Consider the following 21780-nt stretch of genomic DNA (forward strand, 5'->3'; position numbering starts at 1 on the left):
CGGCCTTCGCGGGCGCAGCGGCGGGAGCCGGCGCGGCAGCGGGTGCCGCGGCAGCGCCTGCGCCTTGCGTTTCGACCATCGCGATGACCGAGCCCTGGCTGACCTTGTCGCCCTGCTTGACCTTCACTTCCTTGATCGTGCCCGCGACATCGGCAGGCACTTCCATCGTGGCTTTGTCGGTTTCGAGCGTGATGACGCCCTGTTCCTTTTCGATGCTGTCGCCGGGTTTGATATTGACTTCGATGACATCGACATCGGAGAAGTCGCCGATGTCGGGTACTTTTAGTTCGACGAGACTCATGTTGTCCCCTAAGAGATGTGCGGATGGAACCTCAGGGCAAAGCCCCGAGGTCCCGCCGTCGGCCAGATCCGAAGATCAGAGAATGACGCGACGGAAATCGCCCAGAATCGCCGACAGATAAGCGTTGAAGCGCGCAGCGGCCGCACCGTCGATGACGCGATGGTCGTACGACAGCGACATCGGCAGCGTGAGGCGCGGCACGAACTGCTTGCCGTCCCACACCGGCTTCATCTGACCGCGCGACAGGCCGAGAATCGCGACTTCGGGCGCGTTGATGATCGGCGTGAAGTGCGTGCCGCCGATGCCGCCCAGCGACGAGATCGAGAAGCAGCCGCCCTGCATCTGATCGGGCTTGAGCTTGCCGTCGCGCGCGAGCTTCGACAGCTCCGCCATTTCCTTGGCGATATCGACGAGGCCCTTCTTGTCCGCGTCGCGGATCACCGGAACGACGAGACCGTTCGGCGTATCGGCCGCGAAACCGATGTGGTAGTACTTCTTGAACACGAGGTTGTCGCCGTCCAGGCTCGCGTTGAAGTCCGGGAACTTCTTGAGCGCCGAGACCACGGCCTTGATGACGAACGCGAGCATCGTGAACTTCACGCCCGCTTTTTCGTGTTCCTTGTTCAGCTTGACGCGCAGTTCTTCGAGCTCGGTGATGTCGGCTTCGTCGTTGTTCGTGACGTGCGGGATCATCACCCAGTTGCGATGCAGGTTCGCACCCGAGATCTTCTTGATGCGCGACAGCGGCTTCGGATCGATCGGCCCGAACTTCGTGAAATCGATCTTCGGCCACGGCAGGAGACCCAGCTCGCCGCCGCCACCGCCAGCCGGTGCAGCCGCTGCGGGCGCCGCACCCTGTCCCGACATCACGCCCTTGACGAACGCGGTGATGTCGCCTTGCGTGATGCGGCCTTTCGGACCGCTGCCGCGCACGCGCGACACATCGACGCCCAGGTCGCGCGCGAACTTGCGCACCGACGGCGACGCGTGGCTCGACGTGCGCGTGCCGTCGCCGGCAGGCATCAGGGGCGCCTGCGCGAGCGCGGACGGCGCCTCTTTCGCGGGAGCGGGTTTCACGGGCGCATCGGACGGCACTTCGACCGGCTTCGCGGGCGCGGGCGCCGCCGCGGGCGCAGCCGCTCCAGCGCCGCCTTCCAGCACGACGATCAGCGTGCCTTCGGAAACCGTGTCGCCGATCTTGACCTTCAGTTCCTTCACCGTGCCCGCCTCGGGGCTCGGCACGTCCATCGTCGCCTTGTCGGATTCGAGCGTGACGAGCGACTGTTCCTTCTCGACCTTGTCGCCGACCTTCACGCCGATCTCGATGACCGGAATGTCCTTGAAGTCGCCGATGTCCGGCACCTTCACTTCGATGGAACCGCCGCCGCTCGCCGCGGGCGCCGCAGCAGGCGCCGCCGCCGGTGCCGGTGCAGCCGCTTCCTGCTTGGCGGCCGGCGCGGCAGCGGATGCGCCGCCTTCCAGCACGACGATCAGCGTGCCTTCCGACACGTTGTCGCCGACCTTGACCTTGACCTCCTTCACGGTTCCCGCCGCCGAACTCGGCACGTCCATCGTCGCCTTGTCGGATTCGAGCGTGACGAGCGACTGCTCGGGTTCGACCGTATCACCCACCTTGACCAGCACTTCGATCACGGGGATGTCCTTGAAATCGCCGATGTCCGGCACTTTGACTTCGATCGCTTGACTCATTATTAGTGTCTCCTGGGTTGCACGCGGGCCTCCTTCCGCTTCGGAAGGAGGCCGCGTCACAACGCACGGGGGCGATGCCTTTAGACGGTCATCGGGTTGGGTTTGGACGGGTCGAGGTTGTACTTCTTGATCGCCTCGGCGACGACCTTGCGCTCGATCGTGCCTTCGTCGGCCAGCGCGTTCAGCGCGGCCAGCGTCACCCAGTAGCGGTCGACTTCGAAGAAGTGGCGCAGCGCCTCGCGCGTATCCGAGCGGCCGTAGCCGTCGGTGCCGAGCACCACGAACTTGTTCGGCACATAGCCGCGGATCTGGTCGACGAGCGCACGGATGTAGTCCGTCGATGCGATCACCGGGCCCTTCGCGCCCTTGAGCAGCGCGCTCACGTGCGGCACGCGCTTCTCTTCCGTCGGGTGCAGCAGGTTCCAGCGCTCGCACGCCTGACCGTCGCGCGCCAGTTCGGTGAAGCTCGGCACGCTCCAGAGATCGGCGGTGACGTTCCAGTCGTTCTTCAGCAGATCGGCGGCAGCGATCACTTCGTTGAAGATCGTGCCCGCGCCCATCAGTTGAACGTGCGCTTTGCCCGCGCCTTCGGCCTTCTTGAACGCGTACATGCCCTTGATGATGTCCGAAGCAACGGCATCGCCTTGCGGGATCGCCGGATGCTCGTAGTTCTCGTTCATCACGGTGATGTAGTAGTACACGTCTTCCTGATCCGCGACCATACGGCGCAGACCATCCTGCATGATGACCGCGAGCTCGTAGCCGAACGTCGGGTCGTAGCTCACGCAGTTCGGGACCGACGCCGCCCACAGCAGCGAGTGGCCGTCTTCGTGCTGCAGGCCTTCGCCGTTGAGCGTCGTGCGACCCGCGGTGCCGCCCAGCAGGAAGCCACGCGAACGCATGTCGCCCGCGGCCCATGCCAGATCGCCGATGCGCTGGAAGCCGAACATCGAGTAGAAGATGTAGAACGGGATCATGATCTCGCCGTGCGTCGAGTACGACGTCGCGGCCGCGATCCAGTCACACATGCCACCCGCTTCGTTGATGCCTTCCTGCAGAATCTGACCCGTCTCCGATTCGCGATAGAACATCAGCTGGTCGGAGTCTTCCGGCACGTACTTCTGGCCTTCCTGATTCCAGATGCCGATCTGACGGAAGAGACCTTCCATGCCGAAGGTACGCGACTCGTCCGGCACGATCGGCACGACGCGCTTGCCGAGCGCCTTGTCCTTCAGCAGGATGTTCAGGATCCGCACGAACGCCATCGTCGTGGAGATTTCGCGGCCTTCGCCCGTGCCCTTCAGGAGCGGCTCGAACGCGGAGAGCGCCGGCACCGGCAGCGATTCCGCCTTCTCGCGACGCGACGGCAGATAGCCGCCCAGGTCCATGCGCTTCTGACGCATGTACTCGAGTTCCTTCGAGCCTTCCTCGAACGTGAGGTACGGCACGTCGGCGATCTGCTCGTCGCTGAGCGGCAGGCGGAACTGGTCGCGGAATTTCTTCAGCGTGTCGATCGGCAGCTTCTTCTGCTGGTGCGTGATGTTCATCGCCTGACCGTGCTCGCCCATGCCATAGCCCTTGATGGTCTTGGCGAGGATGACGGTCGGCGCGCCCTTCGTCTTGGTCGCGGCGTCGAATGCCGCGTAGATCTTGTGCGGATCGTGTCCGCCGCGGTTCAGGTTCCAGATGTCGTCATCGGACCAGTCGGCGACCAGCGCCTTCAGTTCCGGCGTGTTGAAGAAGTGCTCGCGTACGAACGCGCCCGACTCCGACTTGTACGTCTGGTACTCGCCGTCGACGACTTCCATCATGCGGCGCATCAGCGCGCCGGTCTTGTCGCGCGCGAAGAGCGCGTCCCAGCGGCTGCCCCAGATGACCTTGATGACGTTCCAACCCGCGCCGCGGAATTCGCTTTCCAGTTCCTGGATGATCTTGCCGTTGCCGCGCACCGGACCGTCCAGGCGCTGCAGGTTGCAGTTGATGACGAACACGAGGTTGTCCAGACGCTCGCGGCCGGCCATGCCGATCGCGCCGAGCGATTCCGGCTCGTCCGTCTCGCCGTCGCCGAGGAACGCCCAGACCTTGCGGCCGTCCGTTTTCGCGATGCCGCGCGCCGCCATGTACTTCATGAAGCGCGCCTGATAGATCGCCATGATCGGGCCGAGACCCATCGACACGGTCGGGAATTGCCAGAAGTCCGGCATCAGCCACGGGTGCGGATACGAGGAGATGCCCTCGCCGCCCACTTCCTGACGGAAGTTGTTCAGTTGCTTCTCGGTCAGGCGGCCGAGCAGGAACGCGCGCGAGTACACACCCGGCGACGAGTGGCCCTGCACGAACACGAGATCGCCGCCGTGTTCTTTCGACGGCGCGTGCCAGAAGTGATTGAAGCCGACGTCATAGAGCGTTGCGGCCGACGCGAACGAAGCGATGTGCCCGCCGACGTTCGTGTCCTTGCCCGCGCGCAGCACCATCGCGATGGCGTTCCAGCGGGTGTACGAGCGGATGCGGTGTTCGAGGTCCTGATCGCCCGGATTCTTCGCCTGCGCGGCGACGGGGATCGTATTGATGTACGGCGTGTTCGCCGAGAACGGCAGGTGCTCGCCATGCACGCGAGCGAATTCGATCTGTTTCTCGATCAGGTAGTGCGCGCGATCAGGACCGACCGCGGAAATTACGCCATCGAGCGCGTCGAGCCACTCGGCGGTTTCCTGAGGATCGTCGTCCTTGGCGTTGGCGACATATTTGAGAACTTCGTCGGGTACAGCGGACATGCTCGTCTCCTGATGTGAGGAACACTCTGAGAACCGCCGGCGCACGCCCGATCGAAGGCGGGCACTGGCCGCGTGCCGGCAATTCTAAAGAGGGTCCAGACCATGATGCAAGGAATTTTTCAAATCATGAGAGTTAATCTCACCATACGAAAAATTGCTGCAACGCACCGTCCGATAAGACTTTTTTGTTCAGATGTTTCTCCTCCTTTTGCGACAATCCATACTTCTTTACCGTCTTTTTACGCCGATTAACAATCAGGCGCTGCGTTACAATCGCTTCCATGTTGACCGAACGGCTGATCAAACGCTCGGCGAGGGTCGCGCGAAAGCCGACCGACGCCTCGCCCTCCCGCTGGCACCACGGCCCGTGGTGGTCGAACTCCTATTTACTCACGCCGCTCATTTCGATCCTGGTATTCCTGGTCGTGATGAGTCTGATCCTTTGGAGCCTGAACCGGCGCGAGCAACAGCAGCAGGAAGACACGCTCTATCGGAATGTCGCGTGGGCACAGCAGCAAATCCGTCTTTCGATGACCGGCGCGCAGGAGCAGATCCAGGCGCTCGCGCGCGACATCGCGACCGGCCACGGCGACCCGCAAACCTTCCAGACCTCGTCCACGGACATCATGCAGGGGCATCCCGAGATCCTCTACATGAACTGGTACACGAGCGAGCATAAGCCCCGCTGGCCGAATACGCCGCTGCCCGTGCTCGGATCGCGGCTTGCGAAGCCCAACGACACGCAGATGGACGAGGCCGTGCAGGCCGCATTCGACGAAGCGCGCACCACCCGCCGCCAAGTCTACTCGCCGTTGCTCTACGACGACCTCGGCAATGGCTATATCACCCTGCAAACACCGGTTTTCCGCGACCGCGAGTTCCTCGGCTCGATCGCGGCGGTGTTCTCGATCGAAGGCGTCCTGAAGCACGACATTCCGAGCGAACTGTCGGCGAAGTACAAGATTTCCATCACGGACCTGAACAACCGCGAGCTCGCGACCACGTCGAGCCGCCCGCGCCTGCCGCGCGACATGTTCTACGACCTGCCGCTCGATCCGCCGGGACAAGGCCTGTCGGTGCGCGTGTATTCGTATCCGCAGCTCACGAACTTCACCAACAACACGCTCGTCTGGCTCGTCGCGGGTTTGTCGTGCTTCGTGCTGTGGAGTCTCTGGAGCCTGTGGAAGCACACGCGCCAGCGCTTCGAGGCGCAACAGGCGCTGTACGCCGAAGCGTTTTTTCGCCGCGCGATGGAAAACTCGGTGCTGATCGGCATGCGCGTGCTGGACATGCACGGCCGCATCACGCACGTGAATCCCGCGTTCTGCCGCATGACGGGTTGGGACGAGAGCGATCTCGTCGGCAAGAACGCGCCGTTCCCGTACTGGCCGCGCGACGCATATCCCGAAATGCAGCGCCAGCTCGACATGACGCTGCGCGGCAAGGCGCCTTCTTCCGGCTTCGAACTGCGCGTGCGCCGCAAGGACGGTTCGTTCTTCCACGCGCGGCTGTACGTGTCGCCGCTGATCGACAGTTCGGGCCGGCAGACCGGCTGGATGTCGTCGATGACGGACATCACCGAGCCCAAGCGCGCCCGCGAAGAACTCGCCGCCGCGCACGAGCGCTTCACCACCGTGCTCGAAAGCCTCGACGCGGCCGTCTCCGTGCTCGCCGCCGACGAAGCCGAGTTGCTCTTCGCCAATCGCTATTACCGGCATCTGTTCGGCATCCGTCCGGACGGGCATCTGGAGCTCGCGGGCGCCGCGTTCGACGGCGGCTCGCAGAGTTCGTCGGACACCATCGACATGGTCGACACCTATGCGGGCCTGCCCGCCACCGCGCTCACCGAAAGCTCGGCGGACGCGCAGGAAGTCTATGTCGAAGGCATCCAGAAGTGGTTCGAGGTGCGCCGCCAGTACATCCAGTGGGTCGACGGCCATCTCGCGCAGATGCAGATCGCCACCGACATCACGCAGCGCAAGCAGGCGCAGGAACTCGCGCATCAGCAGGAAGAAAAGCTCCAGTTCACGAGCCGCCTGATGACGATGGGCGAAATGGCGTCCTCGCTCGCGCACGAGCTGAATCAGCCGCTCGCGGCGATCAACAACTATTGTTCGGGCTGCGTCGCGCTGGTGAAATCCGGCCGCGTGACGCAGGAAACGCTGCTTCCCGTGCTCGAAAAGACCGCGCAGCAAGCCGTGCGCGCAGGCATGATCATCAAGCGCATCCGCGAGTTCGTGAAGCGCAGCGAGCCCAAGCGCCAGGCGGCGCGCGTCGCGGATATCGTCGCGGACGCGGTCGGTCTCGCCGAAATCGAGGCGCGCAAACGCAAGATCCGCATCGTCACCGAAATCCGCTCGCGCATGCCGGTGATCTACGTCGATCCGGTTTTGATCGAACAAGTGTTGGTCAACCTGTTGAAAAACGCGGCCGAGGCGATGCATGATGCGAAACCAAACGCCATCGATCCGGTGATTCGCGTCGTCGTGCAGCGCATGGACGGCGGCTTCGTGTGCATCAGCGTGGTCGATCAGGGTCCGGGCGTGGACGAGGCAACCGCCGAGCGCCTCTTCGAACCGTTTTACAGCACCAAGTCCGATGGCATGGGCATGGGGCTGAACATCTGCCGCTCGATCATCGAGTCGCATCGCGGACGCCTCTGGGTCGTCAACAACGTCGAAGCGGACGGCCACGTGACCGGCGCGACCTTCCACTGCAGCCTGCCGATCGGCGCAGTGGACGGCAGCTCGGGCACGAGCGGCACGGATGCGCAGGACGAACATACGAGACAACAAACAGTTACGGGAGAACTATGAGCACAGTCACCACTCAGGAAACCGTCTTCGTCGTCGACGATGACGAAGCCGTGCGTGATTCCTTGCGCTGGCTGCTCGAAGCAAACGGCTATCGCGTTCAGTGTTTCTCCAGCGCGGAATCGTTTCTCGACGTCTATCTGCCGATCTCGCACTCCGGCGCGATTTCCTGCCTGATCCTCGACGTGCGGATGGCCGGCATGACGGGGCTGGAGTTGCAGGAGAAACTCATCGCCGAGAATTCGCTCCTGCCGATCATCTTCGTGACCGGTCACGGCGACGTGCCGATGGCCGTCTCGACGATGAAAAAAGGCGCGATGGACTTCATCGAAAAGCCTTTCGACGAGGCCGAGCTGCGCAAGCTCGTGGAGCGCATGCTGGAGAAGGCGCGCAGCGAAAGCACCAGCGTGCAGCAGCAGCGCGCCGCCGCCGAGCGTCTCGGCAAGCTGACCGCGCGCGAGCATCAGGTGCTCGAGCGCATCATCGCGGGACGCCTGAACAAGCAGATCGCCGACGATCTCGGCATCAGCATCAAGACGGTGGAAGCGCATCGCGCGAACATCATGGAGAAGCTCTCCGTGAACACCGTCGCGGATCTGCTGCGCCTCGCGCTGTCGAACAAGCCTCAGCAGTAACGGCTTCGCTCTCCCGTTCGCGGCCGGCATCGCCATGCCGGCCGCGCTTTCATGGCGCGCCCGATGCCCGCATCGCGCCGTCCGTCCCCTTCCGAAACCCCCGTTGTCGGCGAGAGTGAAACGTGATATTTCCTGAATCACGTTGACACACATCGCGGCCCGCCCGTAATTTGGCCGGACCCACTACCGGACAACGGTCATGCGCGACAAGGCGTCTGCCACGTACTTGCTCGACGGTCAAACGTTTGGTGTCGATACCTTCGAGACCAGCGCGCTCTCTCGCATCGTTCCCTTCGCTTTCATCAAGCACTGCGCATCAGTTCGCCGCCTGTCGGCAAGCAACGTGCGCATCGCGCGTGCACCGGAGGACTTGATCTTGAAACGAACCCCTTACATCGTCGTCGGGCATCGCGCGCGCACGCTGCGGATCATCGCGATGAGCGTAGCGCTCGCATTGCCGCTCGCGGCGCTCCATCCCGGACCGGTGCACGCACAGACGCAGGACGCCGCGAGCACCGCACCGAAGCTCACGAACCAGCAGCTCGATGCGCTGACCGCGCCGGTCGCGCTCTATCCCGACGCGCTGCTCGCGCAGGTGATGATGGCGTCGACGTATCCGTCGCAGATCACCGAAGCGGCCGCGTGGTCGAAGGCGAATCCGAACGTCAAGGGCGACGACGCGGTCAAGGCCGTGCAATCCGAGCCGTGGGACCCGAGCGTGCAATCGCTCGTCGCGTTCCCTCAGGCGCTCGCGACGATGGCCTCCAAGATCGACTGGGTGACGCAGCTCGGCAACGCCTTCATCGCGCAGCCGAGCGACGTGATGGACTCGGTTCAACGTCTGCGGCGCGCGGCGCAAAGCGCGGGCAATCTCAAGACGAACGAGCAGCAGAAGGTCACGAGCGCGCCGCCGCCGCCGGGCAGCACGACCACCAGCACCACGGTGATCCAGATCGAGCCGGCCAATCCGCAAGTGGTCTATGTGCCGACCTACAACCCGACGGTCGTGTACGGCACATGGCCCTATCCGGCGTATCCGCCGGTCTACGTGCCGCCGCCTCCGGGATATGCGATGGCGTCGGCGTTCGTCGGCGGCCTCGCGTTCGGCGCGGGCGTCGCGGTCGTGAATTCGCTGTGGGGCAATTGCAACTGGGGTCACGGCGATGTCAACGTCAACGTGAACCGCTACAACAACATCAACACGAGCAACCGCATCAACGCGAACAGCAACAACGTGCGCTGGAACCGCAACGATCCGCAGTTCAACCGGACCAACGTCCAGAACCGGCAGAACACGTTGAACAACGCGAATCGCGGCGCGAACGCCAACCAGTTTCGCGGCCGCGAGGACGGGCGCGCGCAGGCGGCCCAGACGCTGCAGCAGCGCACCGGGCAAAACCTCAACGAGCCGGCCAGCCAGCGCGTGCAGAGCATCCGCCAGGGCGGCGGAGAGAATGCGCGCAACACCAGCGACCTGCGGCAGCGCTCGCAGGACGTGAATCGCGATAACGCGCTGCGCGGCGCGGGCGACGGCAACGGTGCGCGGCAGGACATGCAGCGCGGACAGGCGAGCCGGGAGTCGTTCGCCAATCAGTCGCACAACCGCGGCGGCGGTGTCGAGCGTCAGGCGGGCGGCGGGCTTGGCGGCGGCGGTGGTGGTGGTGGCGGCGGCGGATTCCATGGAGGCGGCGGAGGCGGCGGCGGCGTGCAACGCGGCGGCGGCGGTGGCGGCGGATTCCACGGAGGTGGCGGCGGAGGCGGCGGCGGGTTCCATCGAGGCGGCGGCGGAGGAGGATTCCGCCGGTGATGATCGCGTCCATCGTCAAACGCCGCTCAGGCGGCGAACGCCAGATCCAGGAGCCCGACATGAAAACACTCGCCTCATCGAAGAAGCCATTGCTTCGCGCACTTGTTGCCGCGTCGCTCGCGCTCGGCGCGACGTTCGCGTACGCGCAGGCCGTGTATCCCACCGCGGAAGCCGCCGCGCAGGCGTTCACCGACGCCATCGCGACCAACGACGAAACCGCGCTCTCCAAAGTCCTCGGCAAGGACCACGGGCGCTACGTGCCCGAGGGCAGCATCGGCGAAGAGGACATCTACGCGTACCTCGCCGCATGGGCGCAACAGCATCGCATCGTCGAGGATACACAGCCGGTCGATGGCCGTCCGGCCGCCCATATCGAAGCGGGCACGAGCGGCTGGACCCTGCCGATTCCGCTCGTGAAAGTTGCGAAAGGCTGGCGCTTCGACATGCCCGCCGCGCGCAACGAAGTGCTCACGCGGCGTATCGGCCGCAACGAGCGTTCGGCGATGCAGGTCGCGCTCGCGGTCGTCGCCGCGCAAAGCGACTATCAAAAGACGGCCGGCCGCTACGCCGACCGTTTCGTGAGCACGCCCGGCAAGCACGACGGCCTCTACTGGCACACCGCGCCGGGCGATCCTGAAAGCCCGCTCGGCCCGCTCGCCGCGACGATGCCGAACAAGCCTACCGACAAGGACGGCTACTACGGCTACCACTACCGCATCCTGACGGCGCAGGGCGCGAACGCTCAGGGCGGCGCGAAGAACTATCTGCAGGACGGCAAGCTGACGCATGGCTTCGGCGTGATTGCGACGCCCGCGCGCTACGGCGAAACCGGCGTGATGACCTTCATCGTCAATCAGGACGGGCAGATCTACGAGAAGGATCTCGGCCCGGCGTCCACACGCGCGGCCGCGGCGATCAGGTCGTTCAATCCGGATTCGTCGTGGAAGGTGGTGACGCCGTGAGTCCCGGCGAGGTGTCGAAGATGGCGGGCCGGAACGCGCGATAGCGCCCGGCGGTATAATTTCGCCCTTCCCAGGGGCGCATTTGCCGCGCATTTGCCGACGAGGCGCCCAGCACCATGCGCGAGCGCCGCGCACCGCTGCCGCACGAAAGCGGCGGGCACGGCGTCGGCTTCACGCCCTCGCGCGCCCTCGCCCATCCTCGATCCGATTCGCCATGACCGCCCAACTCATCGACGGCAACGCCCTTTCCAAGACCCTTCGCGCCGATGTCGCCCAGCGCGCCGCCGCACTCACCGCCCGTGGACACAAGCCGGGCCTGGCCGTCGTGCTCGTCGGCGACAATCCCGCGAGCGAGGTCTACGTGCGCAACAAGGTGAAGGCCTGCCACGACAACGGCCTGCACTCGGTGATGGACCGCTTCCCCGCGACGCTCGCCGAAAACGAGCTGCTCGCGCACATCGCGAAGCTCAACGCCGATCCTTCGATCCACGGCATTCTCGTGCAACTGCCGCTGCCCGCGCATATCGATAGCCACAAGGTCATCGAAGCCATCGCGCCGGAGAAGGACGTCGACGGCTTTCACGTCGCCAACGCGGGCGCGCTCCTGACCGGCAAGCCGCTCTTTCGCCCGTGCACGCCCTACGGCGTGATGAAGATGTTCGAGGCGCACGACATCAGCCTCAAAGGCGCGAACGCGGTGGTGATCGGGCGCTCGAACATCGTCGGCAAGCCGATGGCGCTCCTCTTGCTCGAAGCCGGCGCGACCGTCACCATCTGCCACAGCAAGACGCGCGACCTCGCGAAGCACACGCGCGACGCCGATGTCATCGTCGCCGCGGTCGGCCGCCGCAACATCCTGACCGCGGACATGGTGAAGCCGGGCGCGACCGTGATCGATGTCGGCATGAACCGCAACGACGAAGGCAAGCTGTGCGGCGACGTCGATTTCGCGGGCGTCAGCGAAGTGGCCGGGTTCATCACGCCGGTGCCGGGCGGCGTCGGCCCGATGACCATCACGATGCTGCTCGTCAACACGATCGAAGCGGCCGAGCGCGCGGCGCAGGCGTGAAAATCGGCGCGGGGCGGCATTAATCGGCCCCTTAAAAACAATCGATTGGAATTTGCCCCGCCCGCCCCAATAATCTCGGAGAGAGCCGGCGCGGCACGCGTCCCGTTCCCGGCTTCGTCCAACATCAGAACGGGAGAGTCATGAGCGATACCACGTCCACCCCGGCAGCGGCCAATCCGCTGCTCGATTTTTCCGATCTTCCGCGTTTCGGCGAGATTCAGCCCGCGCACGTCACGCCCGCGCTCGACGTGCTGCTCGCCGATGCGAAAGCCGCCGTCGACCGCGCGAGCGCGCCGGACACGCCCGCGACATGGAAGGACGTCGTCGAGGCAGTCGAGCAGGAATCGGAAAAACTGTCGCGCGCGTGGGGCGTCATCGGCCATCTGAACGCCGTCGCCGATACGCCCGAACTGCGCGCCGCGCACGCCGAAAACCTGCCGCGCGTCACCGAATTCTCCGCGAGCGTCGGGCAGAATCTCGCGCTCTACGAGAAGTACAAGGCGATCGCCGCAGGACCGGAATTCGCCGGTCTGTCGGCCGAGCGCAAGAAGATTCTGGAGAACTCGCTGCGCGATTTCCGCCTGTCGGGCGCGGAATTGCCGGAAGATCGCAAGCCGCGTTTCGCGCAGTTGCAGGAGGAGCAGGCAGCGCTCTCCAAGGCGTTCTCCGATCACGTGCTCGATTCGACCAACGCGTACGCGTACATCGTCACGAAGGAAAGCGATCTCGCCGGCCTGCCCGACGACGTGATCGAAGCAGCCCGCGAAGCCGCGCAACGCGACGGCAAGGAAGGCTGGAAGTTCACCCTGCACTTCCCTTCGTATTTCCCCGTGCTGCAATATGCCGAACATCGCCCGATGCGCGAGGCGATGTATCGCGCGTACGTCACGCGTGCGTCGGAACTGGGCGGAACCTACGGCGACGGCAAGGCCGAATGGGACAACACGGCGAATGTCGTCGAGAACCTGAAGCTGCGCGAGGAAGAAGCGAAGACGCTCGGCTATCAGAACTTCGCGGAAGTGTCGCTCGCGCCGAAGATGGCCGAATCGCCCGCGCAGGTCATCGCGTTCCTCGAAGATCTCGCCACGCGCGCCCGCCCTTACGCCGAAAACGACTGGATGGAACTGCGCGCGTTCGCCGCGACCGAGCTCGGCATGCCCGAACTGCAGCCCTGGGATATCGCGTATGCAGCGGAGAAGCTGCGCCAGAAGCGCTACTCGTTCTCCGAGAACGAAGTGAAGCAATACTTCCCGCAGGAAGCCGTGCTGAAGGGCCTTTTCAAGGTCACCGAAACACTTTTCAACGTGTCGATCCGCCGCGACGAAGCCGCCGTGTGGAATCCGGACGTGCGCTTCTTCCGCGTCGAGAACAAGGACGGCACGCTCGTCGCGCAGTTCTATCTCGACCTCTACGCGCGCGAGGGCAAGCGCGGCGGCGCCTGGATGGACGACGCCCGCTCGCGGCACAAGCGCACGCAAGGCGGGGTGCAGACGCCGGTCGCCTATCTCACGTGCAACTTCTCGGCGCCCGTGGGCGGCAAGCCCGCTTGCTTCACGCACGATGAAGTCATCACGCTGTTCCACGAGTTCGGGCACGGGCTGCATCACATGCTGACGCGCATCGACGAGCTGGGCGTGTCGGGCATCAATGGCGTGGAGTGGGATGCGGTCGAACTGCCGTCGCAGTTCATGGAGAACTTCTGCTGGGAGTGGGACGTGCTGACGGATATGTCCGCGCATGTCGAGACCGGCGCGCCGCTGCCGCGCGAGCTGTTCGACAAGATGCTCGCCGCGAAGAACTTCCAGAGCGGCCTCGGCACGCTGCGCCAGATCGTCTTCTCGATGTTCGACATGGTGCTGCACACGTCCTACGATCCGGCGAACGCGACGCAGAACGTGAACGATCTCGCGCGCTCGATCAACGAGAAGTTCCATGTGATTCCGCAGGCGCCGTTCTCGCGCTGGCCCAACACGTTCAGCCATATCTTCGCGGGCGGCTATGCGGCGGGCTACTACAGCTACAAGTGGGCCGAAGTGCTGTCAGCCGATGCGTACGCCGCGTTCGAAGAGGCCGCGAAGGCCGGCAACGGCTCGGTGCTCGACGCGACGACGGGCACGCGCTATCGCCGCGAGATTCTCGAAGTGGGCGGCAGCCGCCCGGCGATGGATTCGTTCAAGGCGTTCCGTGGACGCGAGCCGGACATCGACGCATTGCTGCGTCATAACGGCATGTCCGGGCAAGCGGCGCACTGATCTTTAGCCGGCTCGACAACCCGGTCCGCAGGCAAGGGACCGGGTTTTTTATCGCCTGTCGATCCTGAAATCGACTTCCGATGGCCGCCCTTCGAGCGCCAGCGTCGCGCGCACGGCGGGGCTTCGGCTGACCACTTTGCCGCGTCGAACGACAGCCGTGCGCGCCGCGCGCAGGCGAATCGCTTCGATGGGATCGCGCGCATCGAGGACGACGCAATCCGCGTTGCAGCCCACTTCGATGCCATAGCCTTCCAGCCCGAGAATGCGCGCCGGATTTTTCGTCACCGCATCGAAGCACGCGCGCATCGCATCGACACCGGTCATCTGCGCGACGTGCAAACCCATATGCGCGACTTCGAGCATGTCGCCGGAGCCGAGGCTGTACCACGGGTCCATCACGCAATCGTGGCCGAACGCGACCGTGATGCCGCCCGCCATCAGTTCCGGCACGCGCGTCATGCCTCGTCGCTTCGGATACGTGTCCGAGCGCCCTTGCAGCGTGATGTTGATGAGCGGATTCGCAATCGCCGCGACGCCCGCCTCGCGCATCAGCGGAATGAGCTTGCTGACGTAGTAGTTGTCCATCGAATGCATCGACGTGAGATGCGAGCCGGTCACGCGGCCGTGCAGTCCGAGCCGATGCGTTTCCGCCGCGAGCGTTTCGATATGGCGCGACATCGGATCGTCGGATTCGTCGCAGTGCATGTCCACGCGCAAGCCCTGCTCCGCCGCGTATTCGCACAAGAGCTTCACCGATGCCGCGCCGTCGGCCATCGTGCGTTCGAAGTGCGGAATGCCGCCGACGACATCGACGCCCATCGCGATCGCGCGCTTCAGGTTCTCGAACGCGCCCGCGCTGCGCAACACGCCGTCTTGCGGAAACGCGACGAGTTGCAGATCGAGATACGGTTTCACGCGGCGTTTCACTTCGACGAGCGCTTCCACGGCCAGCAGGCGCGGATCGCATACATCGACGTGAGAGCGGATCGCGAGCAGCCCGCGCGCGACGGCCCAGTCGCAGTACTGCAACGCGCGCCCGACGAGCGCTTCCTGCGTGAGATCGGGCTTCAGTTCGCCCCACAGCGCGATGCCTTCGAGCAGCGTGCCCGACGCGTTCACGCGCGGCAAACCATAGGACAGCGTCGCGTCCATGTGGAAATGCGCATCGACGAAAGGCGCGGTGACGAGCGAGCCGTTCGCATCGATTTCCTCTCGCGCGGTGGCCGCCAGATGCGGCTCGATCGCGGCGATACGCCCCGCTTCCATACCGATATCGACGAGCCCGCGCGAGTCCGCGAGCGCCGCGCGGCGAATGATCAAATCCATGTGCGAAACCTCCGTATCAGGCTTTTCGTCCGATGTGTCCGTTCGATTGTATCGGGACAGAAAGGCCGTGCGGAGTTCGATTCAGCGCAGCACGCGATGGCGTCCGACCACCGCGAAGCTGAGCGGCAGCGAACCGCGCGACATTGCGCGTTCCGGTTCGATCCTGAGCGGATAGACGTTGCCCTGTCGCGCGAGCGGTTCGTAGAGATCGGGACGGCGCGCGGATAGCGCCCGACGCCCGGCGCTGGCCTCGGCCAACGACGGTTTCACGTCCGCGACGATGAGACCCCCGTCCGCCGATGTACGACGCGCGAGCACGCGGCCGTCCGGGCCTGCGATCAGCGCTTCGTCGCCCGATGTATGGCTGCACGCGATGAACATGCCGTTGTCGGCGGCGCGCGCGGCGAGCGTCGCGCGCGGCGTACGATCGCCGCGCATCGGTGCGATGAGGAACGTCGCGCCCATGAGCGCCGTCATCCGCACGTTTTCGACGACGTCGTTGTCATCGCCGATCAGAATGCCGATGCGTGCGCCGAGCGGCGCATCGAACACGGTGAAGCGCTCGCCGCTGTGCAATCCGCGATGCGACGGATTCAGCCTGCGATGACGCACGCGCGCGCCGCCGGGGAAGAGAATCGCGTAGCTGTCGTACAGGCGTGCGTCTTCGGTGCGCTCGATCCAGCCGACGCCTGCCGCGACGCCGGTTTCGTCGACGGCGGCGGCGATCGCGCGGATCGATGGGCCATCGAACGATTCGGCACGCGACGCGTCGTCCGCCACACCGATGCTCAACTGTGGGAATAGCACCAGTTGTACGCCCTGACATGCGGCGTCCGCGATCAGCGCGCAATGGCGCGCGGCATCGCCTTGCGACACGAGCGTGCTGACAGCGATGCGAAACGAGGTGGCGTCCAAGCGAGGCTCCGGAATAAACGGGTAGATGACCTCATTGAACCGCTCGCGTATCGATAAGTAAAATGAATGTTTCGATCGATTCGATCGCCAAATGGAATCGAATATCCGATGGAACTGAAACTCCTGCGCGCCTTCCTCACCATTGCGGACTTGCGCCATTTCGGCCGTGCAGCCGAAGCCTTGCATCTCAGCCAGCCCGCGCTCAGCAAGCAGATCGCCGCGCTCGAAGCGAGCCTCGGCGCGCGCCTCTTCGAACGCGGGCGACACGGCGCGGAACTGACCGCCTTCGGCGCGGGCTTCATCGCCGATGCGCAATCGCTGGTACGCGACGCCGACACCGTGCTCGCCCGCGCACGCGAAGCCGCGAGCGGCGCGCGCGGGTTCTTGCGTGTCGGCCTGTGCCTGTCGACGCTCACGCATGTGCCCAGGCTGATCGCGGAATTCGGCGCGCTCAATCCGGGCGTGAGCATCACGCTGCACGATCTTTCGTCGCATGAGCAGACGCGCCGCATCCTCGCCAATAAGCTCGATGTGGGATTCATGCGCATGCCCGCGAGCGCCGGGCTGTCGGGATTCACGGTGCTCGACGAAACGCTCGCGCTCGCCGTGCCCGAGCACACGCGCTACAAGCGTCTGCCCGCGGACCTGAATGAGCTGAACGAGCCGGGATTCATCGCGCTATCGCGCACGCGCGGGCCGGGTCTCGCGGCGCAGATCGATCGCTGGTGCGCCGAGCATGCCTTCGTGCCGCGTGTGATTCAGGAAGCGGACGATATCCAGTCCGTGCTCGCATCCGTGGCGGGCGGCGTGGGCGCCGCGTTCCTGCCATCGCGTGCGCAATATCTGCTGCGCGATGCGCGCGTGCTGACCTTGCGCGATCAGCCTGCGCGATGGCGCGTCGGTCTCGCATGGCAAGCCGAACGCGACGACACCGTCACGCGCGGCTTCGTCGCGTTCATGAAAGCGCGTGTGAAGACGCTGAAGGCTTCGGCTACGCTCGACGGTTAAGCTTCGCGAGCAGCATCGCTTTGACGCCGGGCCATTCGTCGTCGATGATCGAAAAGCGCACCGAGTTGCGCTTGCGGCCATCGGGCATGATGCGCTCGTGCCGCACGATGCCTTCCTGTTTCGCGCCGATGCCGAGTATCGCCGCGCGCGATTTCTCGTTGAGCTCGTCGGTGGTGAACTGCACGCGCACGCAGTTCATCGCTTCGAACGCGTGTGCGAGCAACAGATATTTCGCTTCGGTGTTGATGCCGGTGCGTTGCGTCGATGCCGCGAGCCACGTATGGCCGATTTCGAGCTTGCGGTTCACGCGGTCGATCTTCCAGTAGCGCGTGCTGCCGACCACGCGATCGTCATCGGTTCGCACGATCGTGAACGGCATGACCGTGCCGGCGTCGCGGCCTGCGAACGCGGTATCGAGATAGCGGTCGATGGTGTCTTCATTCGGAACGACTGTTACGTTGAGACTCCAGAGCTCGCCATCGGCGGCGGCATCGAGCAAGGCGGCGCGGTCATCGCGTTGCAGCGGGCGAAGCTGCACGCGCTGCCCGTTCAGGGTCGGTGGGTTCATTCGATCGATGGCAGGTTTGTGGTCAGACGACATCATAATTCGCTGCGCTGGCTTGGTTTTGTGGAATCCTGATTTCGTGTCGGTCTATTTGTGTTGCCCCTCCCCGGGGCGGGGGTCACTTTCTTTGCTGCTGTGTATGGACCGGGGACATGGTTGACACTTTCGTCGGGGACATAGTTGACACTTTGATCATCGTGTATCGGGCTGGTTCGGGTCAAACGTCATGAGTCGGTGATGCGCGAAATAGAGGTCGTAGGCATCGGCAATCGTGTTGCTCGGTCGCGCCGCGATGTGCAGTCCGTGCAGTGCGCTGGATACGCGCAAGCGGTGCTTTCCAAACGTCACCTTGCCGTTCCAGCCCACCAGCAGTACCTGATCATCCGGTCCGTATTCGAGCGGTGGCAGGCGGCTGGGCATCGCCCGCGCACTGGGCCGATAGCGCGAGATCGGCGTCGCCATGCCGATGCCCGCGTGCGGGCGCTCAAAGTTATAGCTTTGCCGCCAGCGGTCGAATTCAGCCTGCACCTGATCGGGCCCGGTGAAGCTGCGGTGGTTTAGCACCTCGGCCTTGAGCGAGCGATGAAAGCGCTCGTCCTTGCCGTTGGTCTGCGGGTGATAGGGACGACTATGGCTCATACGAATACCCAGCCGAATGCATCGGATGGCCAACTCGGTCAATTCGCCAGGCTTGCTCGGCGTGCCCCACGGCGCGCCGTTATCGGCGTTGATCTGTTGCGGCAGCCCGTAACAGGCGAAAGCGTTTCGCAGGTGCGTGTACACCGTCTCGGTGTCCTGGCTGCAGCACGCCTGCAGCACGAGGTTGAAGCGCGAATGATCGTCGATCACGGTGAGCGGGTGACAGCGCCTTTGATCGAGCATGCCGAAGTGGCCCTTGAAATCGATTTGCCATAGCTCGTTCGGCTCGGCGCGCTCGAAACGGGTCCAGGCGGTGGCCGCCTCCGACGCCTTTTCGCCGATGCATCCATGGCGCTGCAAAATGACATTGACCGTGCTGTGCGAAGGCACGCCTTGCAGGCCTTGATCCTTCAGGCGCCGGCTGATCTTGTGCGCGCTCCAGGCCGGATGCTGGCTTCGCACCTCGAGCACCCGCGCTTCGAGTTCGTCGCAGGTCCGATTCGGGCTGCTGTGCGGCCGTCGGGAGAGATCGCCCAGCGCCTCGCGGCCCCCGGCCCGATAGCGGTTGACCCACTTGTATCCGGTCTGCCGGCTGATGCCAAAGCGTTGGCACAGCTCGCTGAAAGCAATCTCTTGTTGCTGGGCCAGGGTCACGAATTCAAGGCGAAGTTGCATGGTGTCCTGCGGGTTCCAAGGCATGGTCGGGTCCAGGTGTCAACGCCGACTGAAACCTGACCCACATTCGAAGGTTTCGCCGAAGTAAATCTGACCCACCTGGGTCCATTATCACGCGGCTACTTTCGTGGTTGCCCGCGCGCTCGCTTGTCCCGCCTTTCTCTTGTCCTTCAGTCGATAGCTCTCGCCACTGATTTGCACGATATGCGCGTGATGTAGCAACCTGTCGAGCATCGCTGCCGTGAGCGTCTGGTCGTCGGCGAACGCCGTCGCCCATTGCGTGAATGGCAGGTTGCTGGTCAGGACGATTGAACCCCGCTCGTAGCGTTTGGCCACGACGTTGAAGAACAGATTCGCCTCCTCGCGCCCGAACGGCAGATAGCCGATTTCATCGACGACCAGCAGCCTGGGCCCGATAACCGCGCGATTGAAGAACTCGCGCAGTCGGTTCTGTTGCCGGGCGGCGGCCAATTGCATCATCAGGTCGGCGGCCGTGATGAACCGTGTCTTGATGCCCGCCTGCGCCGCGCGGTAAGCAAGCGAAGTCGCGATGTGTGTCTTGCCGACACCGGATGGTCCGAGCAGCACGATATTCTCGGCCCGTTCGATGAACGCCAGACTCGCAAGCTCTTGAATCTGCGCACGCGGTGTGCCGCTGGCGAAGCCAAAGTCGTATTGCTCCAGCGTCTTGACACCGGGCAACGCCGCCAATTTCGTGAGCACCTGGCGCTTGCGCTCTTCGCGAGCACCGAGTTCGGCTTGCAAAAGTTGCTCCAGGAAGTCGGCCATACTCGAATCGGCTGCGCCCGTGCGTTGTGCCAGCGGCGCCCAATCGGTGGCGACGCAGTCGAGCTTCAGTTGCGCGCACAGCGCGGCGATGCGCTCATGTTGCAGATTCATGCGGTGAGCTCCAGCAACGTGTCATAGACCGCCAGCGGATGCTGCAGGCTCTCACGGGGCAACACCCGACGATTGTCGGGCGCCACGAGCACAGGCACTTGAGCCGGCAATGGCAGAAATGCCGCTCGTTCAGCATCGAGCAACACGGCGGGACGCTCGCCCGTTGTGGCGTGACGGCGCACATTGGCCACCTCTGAGAGCCATCGGCCGATGTGCGCATTTGCGGTCTCAACGTCCAGCTTCAGCCCCGATGACTTGAGCGTCGCGGCAAGGGGCACGACGAAGCTCTCCTTGAGATATCGATTGAAGCGCTCGACCTTGCCCTTGGTCTTGGCGCGATATGGCCGACACACCTTTGGTGTGAAGCCGTAGGTCTCGGCCAGCGCCAGCAATTGCGGGTTCCAGCGATGCTCGCCAACCCCGAACACATCGCGCTCGATGACCACCGATTTGGCGTTGTCGAACAGCACATGTTCCGGCGTGCCGCCGAAGTAGACCAGTGCTTCGCGCAGGCACTCGCACAGCGTCACCGCGTCCTCGCGCGCGGTAAATCGCACAAAGCTCGCGCGGCTATAGCCCAACGTCGCGACCAGCGCGAGCAACGGCTCGCGTCCTCGGCGGATGACGGTGAAATCGGCCTGCATCTGCTTGCCCGGTGGCGTCTCGAAGCGCACGACCGGCTCAGCTTCGGGATGTTTGTGGGGCGCCAGAAACGCCTTGAGCTGGCTGATACCGGCTGCATAGCCGGCCTCCTGCAGTTCGCGCAGCAGAACTGTCGCCGGAATCCAGTGCGGCCGCGCTGCTGCCACGCGCTCCAGCAGATAGTCTTTGAACGGGTCGAGCTTCGTCGCGCGTGGCTCACGCGGCTTGTACCGTCTCGCTTGTTCATCCCTTAGATAGCGACGCACCGTGTTGCGCGATAAACCCGTCTGCCTCGCTATCTCCCGAACCGCCGTCCCACGCTTGGCCAATACCTTGATTTCCACTGCTTGCTCCTGAGTCAGCATCGGCGGCAAAAGCCGCCATCGTCTCCCAGGTGGGTCAGTTTTATGTCGGCGACAGGGTCAGTAATGTGATGGTCCCCTCCACCCTACGAGCGGATACGCTTTAGGGGTTTTCACATCTCAAGTGGGAATCATCATGGAAAGCGTGACGCTGGTCGGCATCGATCTGGGTAAGCATTCGTTTCATCTTCACGGCCAGGATAGGCATGGTAAGGCCGTGTTCCGCAAGAACGTGAGCCGCAAACAGTTGCACGAATTCTTCGCGACGTTTCATGCGTGCATAGTGGTCATGGAATCGTGTGCCGGTGCGCACCACCTTGCTCGCAAGTTGGCTCATATCGGTCATCAGGTTAGACTGATCTCGCCGCAGTTCGTGAAGCCCTTCGTCAAGAGCAATAAGAACGACTTTGTGGATGCCGAGGCGA

At 64.1% G+C, this 21780-nt stretch carries 16 protein-coding genes and 1 pseudogene; 8 read left to right on the forward strand and 9 right to left on the reverse strand.

The features are described from left to right. Positions 1–136: 136 nt before the first annotated feature. The 3 genes and pseudogenes from IAG25_RS42505 to aceE all read right to left on the reverse strand — a co-directional run. Positions 137–301 (reverse strand): annotated as a pseudogene (locus IAG25_RS42505) (biotin/lipoyl-containing protein); the annotation flags it as partial. A gap of 75 nt (positions 302–376) precedes the next feature. Continuing rightward, the gene (aceF, locus tag IAG25_RS12130; RefSeq protein WP_035506488.1) at positions 377–2011 is read right to left on the reverse strand and encodes a dihydrolipoyllysine-residue acetyltransferase; all 1635 of its coding nucleotides are present in this window, start codon (positions 2009–2011) and stop codon (positions 377–379) included. Positions 2012–2091: 80 nt separating this feature from the next. Continuing rightward, positions 2092–4785: a pyruvate dehydrogenase (acetyl-transferring), homodimeric type gene (aceE, locus tag IAG25_RS12135; RefSeq protein ID WP_187605030.1), complete on the reverse strand. Its 2694-nt coding sequence runs from the start codon at positions 4783–4785 to the stop codon at positions 2092–2094. A 281-nt stretch (positions 4786–5066) separates the two neighbouring features. Between aceE and fixL the strand changes: the two genes are divergently transcribed. From fixL to IAG25_RS12165, 6 genes are all read left to right on the forward strand, one after another. Further along, complete coding sequence (gene fixL, locus IAG25_RS12140) at positions 5067–7601, forward strand: oxygen sensor histidine kinase FixL (protein ID WP_035506485.1); 2535 nt, start codon at positions 5067–5069, stop codon at positions 7599–7601. Next, positions 7598–8233 carry an oxygen response regulator transcription factor FixJ gene (gene fixJ / locus IAG25_RS12145; protein WP_014190971.1) on the forward strand — a complete coding sequence of 212 codons (636 nt, stop codon included), beginning with the start codon at positions 7598–7600 and terminating at the stop codon, positions 8231–8233. Before fixL ends, fixJ begins: the two co-directional genes overlap by 4 nt. 436 nt (positions 8234–8669) lie before the next feature. Beyond that, entirely contained in the window at positions 8670–10040 is a 1371-nt protein-coding gene (locus tag IAG25_RS12150) for a DUF3300 domain-containing protein (protein WP_187605083.1), read from the forward strand. Positions 10041–10099: 59 nt separating this feature from the next. After that, positions 10100–11002 (forward strand): DUF2950 domain-containing protein, encoded by a 903-nt coding sequence (locus tag IAG25_RS12155; RefSeq protein WP_255503640.1) that lies wholly within the window; start codon positions 10100–10102, stop codon positions 11000–11002. A 214-nt stretch (positions 11003–11216) separates the two neighbouring features. Further along, entirely contained in the window at positions 11217–12071 is an 855-nt protein-coding gene (folD, locus tag IAG25_RS12160; RefSeq protein ID WP_187605031.1) for a bifunctional methylenetetrahydrofolate dehydrogenase/methenyltetrahydrofolate cyclohydrolase FolD, read from the forward strand. A 140-nt stretch (positions 12072–12211) separates the two neighbouring features. Continuing rightward, positions 12212–14323, forward strand: coding sequence for a M3 family metallopeptidase (locus IAG25_RS12165; RefSeq protein ID WP_187605032.1), 2112 nt, complete (start codon positions 12212–12214; stop codon positions 14321–14323). 48 nt (positions 14324–14371) lie between these two features. On the opposite strand, the gene IAG25_RS12170 is transcribed toward IAG25_RS12165, so the two are convergent. Next, on the reverse strand, positions 14372–15649 hold the full coding sequence (locus tag IAG25_RS12170; RefSeq protein ID WP_187605033.1) for an amidohydrolase family protein: 1278 nt from the start codon (positions 15647–15649) through the stop codon (positions 14372–14374). Positions 15650–15730: 81 nt separating this feature from the next. Beyond that, on the reverse strand, positions 15731–16564 hold the full coding sequence (locus IAG25_RS12175; RefSeq protein ID WP_187605034.1) for a nitrilase-related carbon-nitrogen hydrolase: 834 nt from the start codon (positions 16562–16564) through the stop codon (positions 15731–15733). Positions 16565–16672: 108 nt separating this feature from the next. On the opposite strand from IAG25_RS12175, the gene IAG25_RS12180 reads away from it, so the two are divergent. After that, positions 16673–17572 carry a LysR family transcriptional regulator gene (locus IAG25_RS12180; protein WP_187605035.1) on the forward strand — a complete coding sequence of 300 codons (900 nt, stop codon included), beginning with the start codon at positions 16673–16675 and terminating at the stop codon, positions 17570–17572. On the opposite strand, the gene IAG25_RS12185 is transcribed toward IAG25_RS12180, so the two are convergent. The 4 genes from IAG25_RS12185 to istA form a co-directional block, all read right to left on the reverse strand. Further along, complete coding sequence (locus IAG25_RS12185) at positions 17556–18140, reverse strand: GNAT family N-acetyltransferase (protein WP_187605036.1); 585 nt, start codon at positions 18138–18140, stop codon at positions 17556–17558. The two genes, IAG25_RS12180 and IAG25_RS12185, sit on opposite strands and share 17 nt — an antisense overlap. A 189-nt stretch (positions 18141–18329) precedes the next feature. Then, positions 18330–19475 (reverse strand): IS481 family transposase, encoded by a 1146-nt coding sequence (locus IAG25_RS12190; RefSeq protein ID WP_187605037.1) that lies wholly within the window; start codon positions 19473–19475, stop codon positions 18330–18332. Between the two features lie 87 nt (positions 19476–19562). Further along, positions 19563–20351 (reverse strand): IS21-like element helper ATPase IstB, encoded by a 789-nt coding sequence (gene istB / locus IAG25_RS12195; protein WP_187605038.1) that lies wholly within the window; start codon positions 20349–20351, stop codon positions 19563–19565. Then, the gene (gene istA / locus IAG25_RS12200; protein WP_187605039.1) at positions 20348–21358 is read right to left on the reverse strand and encodes an IS21 family transposase; all 1011 of its coding nucleotides are present in this window, start codon (positions 21356–21358) and stop codon (positions 20348–20350) included. The genes istB and istA overlap by 4 nt, the downstream gene beginning before the upstream one ends. Positions 21359–21491: 133 nt before the next feature. On the opposite strand from istA, the gene IAG25_RS12205 reads away from it, so the two are divergent. Beyond that, a partial coding sequence (locus tag IAG25_RS12205; RefSeq protein WP_187605040.1) for an IS110 family transposase occupies positions 21492–21780 on the forward strand: 289 nt, incomplete at its 3' end.

This window comes from Caballeronia sp. EK (assembly GCF_014384845.1).
Taxonomy (GTDB): Bacteria; Pseudomonadota; Gammaproteobacteria; order Burkholderiales; family Burkholderiaceae; genus Caballeronia; species Caballeronia jiangsuensis.